Origin of the sequence: Nocardioides sp. CPCC 206347, assembly GCF_048654605.1 — a bacterium.
Lineage (GTDB): Bacteria > Actinomycetota > Actinomycetes > Propionibacteriales > Nocardioidaceae > Nocardioides.
Genome location: NZ_JBMCYZ010000005.1, coordinates 407,623 through 419,408, shown reverse-complemented (window position 1 = coordinate 419,408; position 11,786 = coordinate 407,623). Strand labels below are relative to the sequence as shown.

Sequence of the window (11,786 nt, the reverse complement as noted above, 5' to 3'; positions counted from 1 at the left end):
GTCAGTTGCCGCCGGCCGGCAGCTCTTCGAGCATCACCGTCGGGTTGTCGCGCGCGGTGACCTGCGCCCGCCAGCGGTCGACGAACAGCGCCAGGTAGGTGCCGTCGCTGCGCTGCAGCACCTCGACGCCGCGGATGCCGGACAGCGCCGAAGCTCCGGCAGCATCGGTGAGGCGCGCGACCTGGTAGTCGAGCCGCGAGAACCGGATCGGCGAGTTGAACTCGTTGAGCATCCGGTCCTCGACCACCTCGAACTGCATGGGGCCGACGGCTGCGAGCACGGGCGACTGGTCGCCGCGGAGGTCGGAGCGCAGCACCTGCACCACGCCCTCCTGGTCCAGCTGCTCGATGCCCTTGCGGAACTGCTTGTAGCGGCTGATGTCGCCCGCGGTGGCGGTCATGAAGTGCTCGGGCGCGAACGACGGTACGGGCGGGTACTCGATCGCGTCGCCGACGTACACGGTGTCGCCCACACGCAGTGCCTGGGCGTTGACGAAGCCGATGATGTCGCCGGGCTCGGCGGTCTCGACCGAGGTGGTGTCGCGGCCGAACACGGCCTGCGCGAACTTCGTGGCGAACGGGCGGCCGCTGGCGGCGTGGGTGACGATCATGCCGCGCTCGAAGGAGCCGGACACGATGCGGGCGTAGGCCAGGCGGTCACGGTGGGCGTTGTTCATGCCGGACTGCACCTTGAACACGAACGCGCTGAAGTCGTCGTCGACCTTGCGGACCGAGCCGTCCACGCCGAGCGCGGCGTCCGGCGAGGGGGCGAGGTCCAGCAGCAGGTCGAGCAGCTGCGCGACGCCGAAGTTCTGCAGCGCCGAGGCGAACATGACCGGTGTCGTCTCGCCGGCGAGGAAGCGGTCCTGGTCGTGGTCGGCGTCGTCGAGCGAGAGCAGCTCGTGCTCCTCGACGGCGTGCGCCCACACCTGGGCGTCGTTCTCCTCGACCTCGTCGGCGCCCATCCGCTTCTCGGGCGCGCGGGTGGCACCACCGGCGGTGCGGGTGTACTTGATGAACTCGCCCGTACGACGGTCCAGGACACCCCGGAAGTCACCGGCCTCGCCGACCGGCCAGGTCAGGGGAGTGGGACGGAGCTTGATCTTCTCCTGGATCAGGTCCATCAGCTCGAGGGCGTGGAGGCCGGGGCGGTCCCACTTGTTGATGACCGTGATCACCGGGATGCCGCGCAGCGCGCACACCTTGAACAGCTTGAGTGTCTGCGGCTCCAGGCCCTTACCGGCGTCGACGAGCATCACGGCCGAGTCGACCGCCGAGAGCACGCGGTAGGTGTCCTCGGAGAAGTCGCTGTGGCCGGGGGTGTCGACGAGGTTGATGACATGGTCGCGGTAGACGAACTGCAGCGCGGCCGACGTGATCGAGATGCCGCGGGCCTTCTCCATCGCCATCCAGTCCGACACCGTGGCGCGCCGGTCACCCTTGCCGTGGACCGCTCCCGCCTCGGTGATCACCCGCGCGTGGAGCGCCAGCGCTTCGGTCAGCGTGGACTTGCCGGCGTCGGGGTGGCTGATGACGGCAAAGGTACGGCGGGGACGAGTGTCGGACACTGGCCGAAATCTACCCCTACACAGGCAGAGTCACGTCCTCGCCGGGGTCGAGCCAGGTCACCCGGTCGGCCAGTGGTGACTGGCCCAGCACTGCCTCCGCTTCGGCACGGCCCTGCTGGAAGTGCGACCAGCCCTCGTAGTGCACGGGTACGACGTGTGCCGGGTCGACGAGCTCGATCAGCTCGGCGCCCTCGCGGGCGTCCATCGTGTAGCGGAACCAGCCCGAGAGGTAGCGGAAGCGGACCGACCCCAGGTGGAGCAGGATCGTGCCGATCTTCAACCGGGACGGGACCTCGCGCAGCGCTGGGTAGAGCACGGTGTCGCCCGTGACCCAGAGCTCGCCGTGCTCCTGACCCGCCCAGGCGAGGGAGAAGCCGATCACCGGCCCCGTGATCGGCTCGCTGCCGACCGGTCCGTGCCGGCACGGAGTAGCGGTGACCGTGATGGTCTCCTTGCCCGGTGCCTCCAGCAGCGTGGTCTCCCACGCCGCGAGGCCGACGCAGTTCCCGCCCAGCTTCGCTGCTGCCTTCTTCGTCGTGACCGTCGTGCCCCAGGTCGGGAGGAGCGCCTGCGCCGACGGGTCGAGGTTGTCGCCGTGGTGGTGATGGCTGACGAGGACGGCATCGATCGGGCCCAGGTCCGCTGCGGCGATCGAAGGACCGACCAGCTTGCGCGACGTCGTACCCCAGCCGAAGAAGTAGCGCTTGCCGGGCGGGTCGAAGGTCGGATCGGTCAGGATCCGCCAGCCACCGACCTCGATGAGGGCCGTCGGACCGCCGATGTGGGTGATCTTGGTGGGAGCCATGAACAGAACCTAGAGGTCAGGAAGGGCCTGCGGCCACCAAGGTGATAGCATATTGAGATCTGATATCAGGAGGGCTGATGGCAGCAATCACGATCCGTAACCTTTCCGACGAGACGCATCGGGCGTTGAAGGCTCGGGCGGCGTCGCGCGGTCGCAGCACCGAGGCGGAAGTGCGCCAGATCCTCGACGACGCTGTCGCTCTTCGTGTCGACATCGGCTTCGGGGAGCGGATGGTGCAGATCGCCGCTGAAGTGGGCGGGTTCGACCTGGAGGTCGAACGGGACCGGACAGTCACCGAGCCGATCGAGTTCGGGTGATCATCCTCGACACCAACGTGGTGTCCGAGTTGATGCGCGCCCGGCCCGATCCGATCGTCGTCGGGTGGGCCGACCGCCAGACTGAGAGCAGTTTGTTCCTCACAGCGATCAGCCTTGCGGAGATCCGGTTTGGCGTCGCAGCCCTGCCACGCGGACGCCGACGTACCGCTCTGAGCACCACTTTCGAGCAGGGCATCCGGCCCCTGTTCGGCACCCGGGTCCTCGATTTCGACGAGCCCGCTTCGTTGGCTTACGCCGAGATCCGCGCTTCGGCACGAGAGCGCGGCCTCGCGCTCGCCAATGTCGACGCGATGATCGCCGCGATCGCTCGTGTTCATCGTTGCGACGTCGCCACGAGGGATGTAGCTCCCTTCGAGGCTGCCGACGTCAGGGTGACCAACCCGTTCGAGTGACTACTACCGGTTTCTTTGCGGCTCGCCGCAGTTGAGGGTCAGCTCTTCGCTCGCCCGGACGTTGCGGGGGCAGGCTCGATCGTCACGCCCGTGGTGGCGCGGGCGTAGCTGGCCAGCTGCTGCTCGGCGCGAGCCAGGGTCATCGATGAGTTGTTCGCCAGCAGGTGCAGGCCGAGGGCGTCCTCGAGGGCGACGAAGTTGCGGGCGATGACGTCGGAGGAGTCGGTGAGCTCGAACTCGCCGAGCGCCGCGCCGACGTCGAGGACGGCGGCGTAGAGCGAGACCTCGCGGTCGAAGAGCAGGGTCATCAAGGTGGCGTGCATCGGGCTGCGGCTCGCGCTCACCGACATCTCGTCGAGCACCTGGCTGAGCAGGAGGTCGTCCCCACGGGGGAGTCCGGAGTGCATCAGGCGTGCGAGCTTGGCGGTCGGGGAGAGCTCGCCCTCGATGTCGCGCTGCCGGGACCAGTAGTAGCGATCGGTCGCCGCCTGGTGCGTGGCCTCGATCAGGTCGTCCAGCTCGGGGTAGTAGTAGGCGATCAGCCGCGGGGAGATCCCTGCTTCCTCGGCGATGTTCTTCATCGATGCCTCCGCCAGTCCGTGCGTGGCGATCGTCTTCAGGGTTGCCGAAATCAGGTGCTCGCGCCGAGCTGTCTGGTCCTTGCGTCGCGCCATGGCTTCACGGTAGCGCCCTGACCTGCGATTTCGGGCCAGGCATTGACAGCAAGTGTGGGCTGGGTCATATTTGCGCTGAAGCGCAAAGAAAGGATCACTCGTGCGTTCACATCAGGACTGGGTCCAGGAGGCGGCCAAGGCCACCCTCCACACCCGCCCGTTCATCGGCGGCCGTTTCGTGGAGGCCGGGCAGGCCACCTTCGAGAACCGCAACCCGGCCACGGGCGAGCTGCTCAGCGAGGTCTTCGACACCGGCGCCGCGGGAGTCGACGCCGCCGTACGGGCTGCCCGGTCGACGTACGACTCCGGCGTGTGGAGCCGCGCCGGGGTGCGCTTCCGCCGGGAGCGGATGCTGCGCTTCGCCGACCTGCTCGCGGACCACGCAGCAGAGCTCGCGGTGCTGGACTCGCTCGACATGGGCAAGCGCGTGGCCGACGCCCACGACCTCGACCTGCCGTTCTCGGTCGACCTGTTCCGCTACTACGCCGAGGCGATCGACAAGATCAACGATGAGGTCGCACCGACGCCGCCCGGGACGCTCGGGCTGATCCGCCGCGTGCCGCTGGGCGTGGTGGCCGCGGTCATCCCGTGGAACTACCCGGTCGACATGCTGGCCTGGAAGGTCGCGCCCGCCATGGCCGTCGGCAACAGCGTGGTCCTCAAGCCGGCCGAGCAGTCGCCGTCCTCGGCCCTGCGGATCGCCGAGCTCGCCGTCGAGGCGGGGATCCCCGAAGGCGTCCTCAACGTCGTCCCCGGACTGGGCGAGACCACGGGCAAGGCGCTCGGCCTGCACCCGGACGTCGACGTGCTCGCCTTCACCGGCTCCACCGAGGTCGGCCGCTACTTCCTGCAGTACGCCGGCCAGTCGAACCTCAAGCAGGTGTGGCTCGAGTGCGGCGGCAAGAGCCCGCACCTCGTCTTCGCCGACGCCGTCGACCTCGCCGAGACCGCCCGGCACACCGCAGCCGGCATCTGGTTCAACCAGGGCGCCGTGTGCTCGGCCCACTCCCGCGTGTTGGTCGAGCGGTCCGTGCACGAGGAGTTCGTCTCGCTCGTCGCGGCCGAGGCGGCGTCGTATGCCCCGGGCGACCCGCTGGACCCCGCGGCCGGCATGGGTGCGATCGTCTCGCCGGAACAGACCGACGGCATCATGGGGTTCGTCGACGAGGCCCGCGCCTCCGGAGCACGACTGGTGACCGGTGGTGAGCGGATCACCCGCGACGGCAGCGACTGCTACGTCCAGCCCACCGTCTTCGACGACGTCGACCCGGCCTCCGCCCTCGCCCGCGAAGAGGTGTTCGGACCGGTCCTCGCGATCACGCCGTTCGACACCGAGGCCGAGGCGCTGGGGCTGGCGAACGACTCGGCGTACGGACTCGCCGCATCGGTTGCGACCGGAAGCCTCGGTCGCGCCCACCGCCTCGTCGAGCAAATCCACGCCGGCACGGTCACCGTCAACGGTGTCGACGCGTTCAGCGCCTGGACCCCGTTCGGCGGCTTCAAGGGATCCGGATTCGGCCGCGACCTCTCCCTCCACGCGCTGGACAAGTACGTCGGTCTGAAGACCGTCTGGATCAACCACTGACCTCTGGCACCACCTCCACCTACGCTCAAGGAATCACCATGACGCAGAACAACCGACCGACCGAGCTGGCGGCCGAGCAGCATGCCCTGCTGCACAAGACCCTGGGGCGCTTCGACATCGTCTTCCTGATGATCGCGGCCGTCGTGGGTCTCGAGACCCTCGGCCAGGTCTCGCTGTACGGCGCGGAGGCGTTCACCTGGGCGCTCGTCCTCGCCGTCTTCTTCCTCGTGCCCTACGGCCTGATCTTCGCCGAGACCGGCGCGGCCTTCAGTGAGGAGGGCGGTGCCTACACCTGGGTGCGGGACGCCTTCGGCCGGCCGGCCGCGGCCGTCGCGGCGATCCTGACCTGGATCACCCAGCCCGTGTGGGTCGGCGGCTCGATGGCGTTCCTCGCCGCCGAGACGATCAGCTCCTACATCACGCCGCTCGAGCACGGTTCGTTCGCCGACTACGTCTTCAAGATCGTCTTCATCTGGATCACCGTGCTGGCCGCGATCGTCAGCCTGCGCAAGGGCAAGTGGCTCCCGACGAGCGGTGCGCTGCTCAAGATCAGCCTGCTCGTGTTCTTCGTCGTCACCACCGCGATCTACGCCGCGAAGAACGGCGTGGTCGGCATCAGCCCCGGCGACTTCAGCCCCTCGTTGCTCGGACTCTTCGGCTCCGTGCCGATCCTGCTGTTCGCCTACCTCGGCTTCGAGTCCTCCAACAGCGCCGCCGGCGAGATGCAGAACCCCGCCCGCGACGTACCGATCTCGATCTTCCGCTCCTGCGCCACCGCTGCGGCCTGCTACCTGCTGCCGATCTTCGCGATCCTGCTCGTCGTACCCACCGAGGACATCACCGGCATCGGCGGCCTCCTCGACGCGGTCGGCACCGTCTACTCCGTGTACGGCGGCGCGGCGGACGCGTTGCTCAAGCTCACCGCGTTCGTCTTCGTCTACATCCTGATGAGCCAGGGCGCCGCGTGGATGATCATCTCCGACCGGATGCAGGCGATGACCGCCGCCGACGGCTCCTTCTTCGGCGGGTTCTTCGGCCACTTCCACCCCGGCCTCGGCACCCCGGTGCGTGTCAACCTGCTCTCGGGCGTCGTGTCCACCACCTTCATGCTCGTCGCGATGCAGGTGACCGGCTCCGGTGCCTCCGTCTTCGGCGTCGTGCTCACCATCTCGATCTCGACCTTCCTGCTCAGCTACCTGCTGGTCATCCCGGCCGCCATCAGGCTCCGCACCCGCTACCCCGACCGGGTGCGCCCGTTCAAGGTGCCGGTGTCCGACAAGGGCTTCGCGATGCTCGGCTGGTCGGCGTTCGCCTGGGTCCTGCTCGGTTCGTGGGTCGCGGTCTTCCCCGGCACCCTCGAGCGGCTCTTCGGCGAGGACTACCCGTTCAAGGACATCTGGGGCGTCAGCCAGACGACCTTCGAGGTCTTCACGCTCGGCACCCTCGGCTGCCTGATGGCCCTGTGCGCCGTCGGCTATGTCCGCGGTGCCCGCGTCCGTCGTACGACGCCCGTCCCCGTTGCCGAGGAGGTCGGCCGATGAGTGACCAGCCCGCCGTCGCCGCGCCGTACGACGTCCTGTTCGAGCCCGTGAAGATCGGGCCGCTCACGACGAAGAACCGCTTCTACCAGGTGCCCCACTGCAACGGCATGGGCTACCGCGACCCCAGCGCCCAGGCCGCGATGCGCAAGATCAAGGCCGAGGGCGGCTGGTCGGTGGTCTGCACCGAGCAGGTCGAGATCCACGCGACCTCCGACATCGCGCCGTTCATCGAGCTGCGGATCTGGGACGACCAGGACCTGCCCGCCCTCAAGCGGATCGCCGACGCGATCCACGAGGGCGGCGGCCTGGCCGGCATCGAGCTCGCCCACAACGGCATGAACGCGCCGAACCAGCTCAGCCGCGAGACGCCACTGGGGCCCGGCCACCTGCCGGTAGCCCCCGACACGATCGCGCCGATCCAGGCCCGCGCGATGAGCAAGCAGGACATCGACGACCTGCGGCGCTGGCACCGCAACGCCGTACGCCGTTCGATCGAGGCGGGCTACGACATCGTCTACGTCTACGGCGCGCACGGCTACAGCGGCGTGCACCACTTCCTGTCGAAGCGCTACAACCAGCGCACCGACGAGTACGGCGGCTCGCTCGAGAACCGGATGCGCCTGCTGCGCGAGCTGCTCGAGGACACCCTCGACGAGTGCGCCGGTCGCGGGGTCGCGGTTGCGTGCCGGATCACGGTGGAGGAGGAGATCGACGGCGGGATCACCCGCGAGGACATCGAGGGCGTGCTCCGCGAGCTCGGCGAGCTCCCCGACCTGTGGGACTTCGCGATGGGCAGCTGGGAGGGCGACTCCGTCACTTCCCGCTTCGGCCCCGAGGGCCAGCAGGAGGAGTTCGTCGCCGGGCTGAAGAAGCTCACCACCAAGCCGGTGGTCGGTGTCGGTCGGTTCACGTCGCCCGACGCGATGGTCCGCCAGATCAAGGCCGGCATCCTCGACCTGATCGGTGCGGCGCGGCCCTCGATCGCCGACCCGTTCCTGCCGAACAAGATCCGCGACGGCCACCTCAACCTGATCCGTGAGTGCATCGGCTGCAACATCTGCGTGTCGGGCGACCTCACCATGTCGCCGATCCGCTGCACCCAGAACCCGAGCATGGGGGAGGAGTGGCGGCGTGGCTGGCACCCCGAGCTCATCCGGTCGAAGGAGAGCGACGCGCAGGTCCTCGTCGTCGGCGCCGGCCCGTCCGGGCTGGAGGCCGCTCGAGCCCTGGGCGTCCGGGGGTACGACGTCGCGCTGATCGAGGCGCGTCGCGAGCTCGGTGGGCGGGTGACCCAGGAGTCCCTGTTGCCGGGTCTCTCGGCCTGGGGACGCGTCAAGGAGTACCGCGAAGCGGCCCTGGCCGAGCTCCCGAACGTGGAGATCTTCCGCGAGAGCCCGATGACCGCCGACGACATCGTCGAGTTCGGTTTCCAGCACGTGCTGGTCGCCACCGGCTCCACGTGGCGCACCGACGGCGTCGCGCGCTTCCACACCACTCCACTGCCGATCGCTGAGGGAGCGCAGGTGCTCGGCCCCGACGACCTGTTCGCCGGACGCCTGCCCACCGGGAAGAAGGTCGTGGTCTACGACGACGACCATTACTACCTGGGCGGCCTGGTCGCCGAGCTCCTCGCCGGGAAGGGGTACGACGTCTCGCTCGTCACCACCGCTTCGCAGGTCTCGGCGTGGACCAACAACACCTTCGAGGTCAACCGGATCCAGCGCCGCCTCATCGAGAAGGGCGTTGCCCGGATCACGGATCACGCTGTGGTGCGGGTCGGAGTCGGCGGCGTCGAGGTGAAGGACGTCTACGCCGGCCAGACCCGGGAGATCGAGTGCGACGCCGTCGTCATGGTGACCGCACGCCTGCCCCGCGAGGAGCTCTACCTCGACCTCGTGGGTCGACGTGACGCCGGCGAGCTGCTGTCCGTGCGCGGCATCGGCGACGCCTGGGCCCCCGGCACCATTGCTGCCGCGGTCTGGTCCGGACGCCGTGCGGCAGAGGAGTTCGACGCCGTACTGCCGTCCAACGACGTCGTGCCGTTCCGGCGCGAGGTGACCCAGCTGGCGTGAGGCGCAACTCTGCTGGCTGCACGCCGCACCCCCGGGGCTCGCTGAGTCCCGGGGGTGCGGTGCTTTTCGACCCGGTGGTTGAGGTGCGAGGAGCGCCAGCGACGAGCCTCGAAACCTCCGGGCCCACCTACGCGAGGTGAGCCCGGGGTTTCGAGGCTCGCTTCGCTCGCACCTCAACCAGCGGGAGGGCTCGCTTCGCTCGCACCCCACCCACCGGGGGTGAAATGCACACTGGCCCGAACCCCTCCGGGGTCCGGGCCAGCGGCTTGGTGGTGTCAGTTGCCGTAGGTGAGGTAGCTGCGCTGGGTCGCGATGTGGCCGGCGACGTGCTTGGCGTCGTGCCAGACGCCCCAGATGAAGCTGGAGCCGCGGCGCGAGAGCCAGGGCAGGCCGATGAAGTAGACGCCGGGCTCGGTGGAGACGCCGCGGTTGTGCTGCGGCTTGCCGGCCTCGTCGAAGGCGTCGACCTGGAGCCAGCTGTAGTCGGTGGCGAAGCCCGTGGCCCAGACGATCGAGGTGACGCCGGCTTCGGCGAGGTCGAGCTCGAGGCGCGGGTTGGTCGCGGCCTCCGGGTCCGGGCCGAGGATGCGGGCCTGCGGCTCCTCGGGCAGGTCGAGCCCGTTGGCCTCGACGTACGCGTCGGCGGCGTCGAGCAGGGCCAGGTAGTTCAGGTCGCCGCGGGTGATGTTGTCGGCGAGGTCGTCGCGGAACCGCAGCACGCCGTCGTCGTACGCATCGGTCAGTCCGACCAGGTTCACACCGAGGGCGGCCAGCGCGCGGAAGTCGACGGTGTGGCCGCCCCGCGCGCCGCTGACGGCGATGGTGACGTGCTCGGCGCCGGCGGCGGGGGTCTCGAGGTCCCACAGGCCGAGGACGCCGAGCCACCAGCAGAAGTCGCGGTCGCGGTAGCTGCGCGGCGGACGGTCGTGTGCGCCGACGGAGAGGTAGACCTCGCGGCCCGAGCGGCGGAGCTCGTCGGCGATCTGGACGCCGGAGGAGCCGGCGCCGACGACGAGGACGGCGCCCTCGGGCAGCTGCTGCGGGTTGCGGTAGCTGCTGGAGTGGATCTGCACGGGTACGGCGCCCTCGGGGACGATCTTCGGAAAGACCGGCCGCTGGAACGGGCCGGTCGCCGCGACGACGTAGCGCGCGTCGATGGTGCCGTCCGAGGTCTCGACGCGGAAGCCGGGCCGGCCCTGGTGGCGCGTCACCGAGGTCACCTCGACGCCGCACCGCACGGGGGCGGCGATCTTCTCGGCGTACGCCTGGAAGTAGTCGGCAACCTGGTCCTTGGTGGCGAACTCGTCGGCACCGACGTCCTGGAACTCGAGACCGGGGAAGCGGTCGTGCCAGGCGGGGCCGTTGGCGACCAGGGAGTCCCAGCGTCCCGTGCGCCAGCGCTCGGCGATCCGGTCACGCTCGAGCACGAGGTGCGGGACGCCGTTCTCGCTCAGGTGCTCGCTCATCGCCACGCCGGCCTGGCCGGCGCCGATGACGAGGACCTCGATCTCTTCGTTCGACATGCCGAGAATCCTCCGCCGCCCCGAACCCCCTGTCCAACAGATGTTGTCGGCCTTCTAGTTCGGTTCTGTTGATGCAGTGGTACGGCGGGCGGATGGCGACTGCATCTGTTTCATCGATGAAGGTAGTCAGAAACATCTGTTGGACACATGGCCCCCGGTGGAGTGGACTGTTCCCGTGGAGATCAACAAGAGCATCGTCGCCGGCGGGCACACCCGCATCCGTCCGTTCAACACGGGCGTCACCTACCCCGAGCAGAACCTCGACAACGACCTCTGCCAGGCCGTCGTCGCCGGTAACACCGTGTACGTCCGCGGCCAGATCGGCCAGGACCTCGACACGAGCGAGTCGGTAGGTATCGGTGACGTCGAGGCGCAGACCGAGCGCGCGATGGCGAACATCGACATGCTCCTCAAGGAGTCCGGCGCCCGGATGGAGCACCTGGTCAAGCTGACCATCTACATCGTCGACCCGCGCTACCGCGAGACCGTCTACCGCACCATCGGCCGCTGGACCAAGGGCGTGCACCCCATCTCGACCGGACTCGTCGTCTCGGCCCTGGCCCGGCCCGAGTGGCTCGTCGAGGTCGACGCGATCGCCGTCATCCCCGAGGACGCACGGTGACCTTCTCGGTCCTCGCCACCGACGGCCGTGGCGCCGTCGGCATCGCCGTCACCTCCTCCAGCCCGGCCGTCGCTGCCCGGTGCATCCACCTGCGCCCCGGCGTCGGCGGGGCGTCCTCGCAGAACATCACGGACCCGCGCCTGGGGACCGAGCTCCTCGACGCGCTCGAGTCCGGCCTGGACGCACGCAGCGCCCTGGCAGCGGTCGTCGACGACCGTGAGCTGGTCGAGTACCGCCAGCTCACCGTCCTCGAGCTCAACGGCAACGGCGCGGCCTTCTCCGGGTCCGAGTCGCTCGGCGTCCACCACGACGTCGTCGGCGCCGGCGTGGTCGCCGCGGGCAACATGCTCGCCAGCACCGACGTCATCGATGCCGTGGCGAAGGGCTTCGAGTCCGCCGACGGCGAGCTCGAGGAGCGCCTGCTGGCCGCACTCGTCGCGGGCCTCGACGCCGGCGGCGAGGCAGGACCGGTCCATTCGGCCGGTCTCTCCGTCGTGCGCGACGTGGCCTGGCGCGTGACCGACCTGCGCGTGGACTGGAGCGAGCAGCCGATCGCGGACCTCGCTGCCCTCCTCGACGTCTGGCTCCCGCAGCGCGACGACTACGTGACCCGCGGGCTCGACCCGACCGCCGCACCGTCGTACGGCGTCCCCGGGGACGAGTGACA

General features: G+C 69.3%; 11 protein-coding genes. 7 read left to right on the top strand and 4 right to left on the bottom strand.

The window, feature by feature from the left end; translation table 11 throughout:
• Window position 1: 1 nt before the first annotated feature.
• Both ACOACQ_RS18965 and ACOACQ_RS18960 read right to left on the bottom strand, forming a co-directional pair.
• Complete coding sequence (locus ACOACQ_RS18965; protein ID WP_420289034.1) at window positions 2-1,567, bottom strand: peptide chain release factor 3; 1,566 nt, start codon at window positions 1,565-1,567, stop codon at window positions 2-4.
• A gap of 16 nt (window positions 1,568-1,583) precedes the next feature.
• Window positions 1,584-2,372 (bottom strand): MBL fold metallo-hydrolase, encoded by a 789-nt coding sequence (locus tag ACOACQ_RS18960; RefSeq protein WP_420289033.1) that lies wholly within the window; start codon window positions 2,370-2,372, stop codon window positions 1,584-1,586.
• Window positions 2,373-2,449: 77 nt separating this feature from the next.
• Here ACOACQ_RS18960 and ACOACQ_RS18955 point away from each other — a divergent pair, with 77 nt between their 5' ends.
• A complete protein-coding gene (locus tag ACOACQ_RS18955; protein WP_378606320.1) occupies window positions 2,450-2,689 on the top strand; it encodes a FitA-like ribbon-helix-helix domain-containing protein in 240 nt (79 codons plus the stop codon).
• On the top strand, window positions 2,686-3,102 hold the full coding sequence (locus ACOACQ_RS18950) for a type II toxin-antitoxin system VapC family toxin (RefSeq protein WP_378606323.1): 417 nt from the start codon (window positions 2,686-2,688) through the stop codon (window positions 3,100-3,102). The genes ACOACQ_RS18955 and ACOACQ_RS18950 overlap by 4 nt, the downstream gene beginning before the upstream one ends.
• Before the next feature lie 38 nt (window positions 3,103-3,140).
• Here ACOACQ_RS18950 and ACOACQ_RS18945 read toward each other — a convergent pair whose 3' ends face one another.
• Window positions 3,141-3,776: a TetR/AcrR family transcriptional regulator gene (locus tag ACOACQ_RS18945; RefSeq protein ID WP_420289032.1), complete on the bottom strand. Its 636-nt coding sequence runs from the start codon at window positions 3,774-3,776 to the stop codon at window positions 3,141-3,143.
• Window positions 3,777-3,876: 100 nt separating this feature from the next.
• Between ACOACQ_RS18945 and ACOACQ_RS18940 the strand changes: the two genes are divergently transcribed.
• From ACOACQ_RS18940 to ACOACQ_RS18930, 3 genes are read left to right on the top strand one after another with little or no spacing between them, the layout of a single operon-like run.
• Complete coding sequence (locus ACOACQ_RS18940; RefSeq protein WP_420289031.1) at window positions 3,877-5,361, top strand: aldehyde dehydrogenase; 1,485 nt, start codon at window positions 3,877-3,879, stop codon at window positions 5,359-5,361.
• A 38-nt stretch (window positions 5,362-5,399) separates the two neighbouring features.
• On the top strand, window positions 5,400-6,902 hold the full coding sequence (locus ACOACQ_RS18935) for an APC family permease (protein WP_420289030.1): 1,503 nt from the start codon (window positions 5,400-5,402) through the stop codon (window positions 6,900-6,902).
• Window positions 6,899-8,974 (top strand): FAD-dependent oxidoreductase, encoded by a 2,076-nt coding sequence (locus ACOACQ_RS18930; protein WP_420289029.1) that lies wholly within the window; start codon window positions 6,899-6,901, stop codon window positions 8,972-8,974. Before ACOACQ_RS18935 ends, ACOACQ_RS18930 begins: the two co-directional genes overlap by 4 nt.
• A 275-nt stretch (window positions 8,975-9,249) precedes the next feature.
• On the opposite strand, the gene ACOACQ_RS18925 is transcribed toward ACOACQ_RS18930, so the two are convergent.
• Window positions 9,250-10,497: a flavin-containing monooxygenase gene (locus ACOACQ_RS18925; RefSeq protein WP_420289028.1), complete on the bottom strand. Its 1,248-nt coding sequence runs from the start codon at window positions 10,495-10,497 to the stop codon at window positions 9,250-9,252.
• 175 nt (window positions 10,498-10,672) lie between these two features.
• Between ACOACQ_RS18925 and ACOACQ_RS18920 the strand changes: the two genes are divergently transcribed.
• Together ACOACQ_RS18920 and ACOACQ_RS18915 are read left to right on the top strand one after the other, a co-directional pair.
• Window positions 10,673-11,119: a RidA family protein gene (locus ACOACQ_RS18920; RefSeq protein ID WP_420289027.1), complete on the top strand. Its 447-nt coding sequence runs from the start codon at window positions 10,673-10,675 to the stop codon at window positions 11,117-11,119.
• On the top strand, window positions 11,116-11,784 hold the full coding sequence (locus tag ACOACQ_RS18915) for a DUF1028 domain-containing protein (protein WP_420289026.1): 669 nt from the start codon (window positions 11,116-11,118) through the stop codon (window positions 11,782-11,784). Before ACOACQ_RS18920 ends, ACOACQ_RS18915 begins: the two co-directional genes overlap by 4 nt.
• Window positions 11,785-11,786: the final 2 nt, after the last annotated feature.

Bases quoted from the DNA above. Each gene is read 5' to 3' on its own strand.
- ACOACQ_RS18925 (WP_420289028.1), bottom strand. From the start codon at position 10,497: ATGTCGAACGAAGAGATCGAGGTCCTCGTCATCGGCGCCGGCCAGGCC.
- ACOACQ_RS18960 (WP_420289033.1), bottom strand. From the start codon at position 2,372: ATGGCTCCCACCAAGATCACCCACATCGGCGGTCCGACGGCCCTCATC.
- ACOACQ_RS18955 (WP_378606320.1), top strand. From the start codon at position 2,450: ATGGCAGCAATCACGATCCGTAACCTTTCCGACGAGACGCATCGGGCG.
- ACOACQ_RS18945 (WP_420289032.1), bottom strand. From the start codon at position 3,776: ATGGCGCGACGCAAGGACCAGACAGCTCGGCGCGAGCACCTGATTTCG.
- ACOACQ_RS18935 (WP_420289030.1), top strand. From the start codon at position 5,400: ATGACGCAGAACAACCGACCGACCGAGCTGGCGGCCGAGCAGCATGCC.
- ACOACQ_RS18930 (WP_420289029.1), top strand. From the start codon at position 6,899: ATGAGTGACCAGCCCGCCGTCGCCGCGCCGTACGACGTCCTGTTCGAG.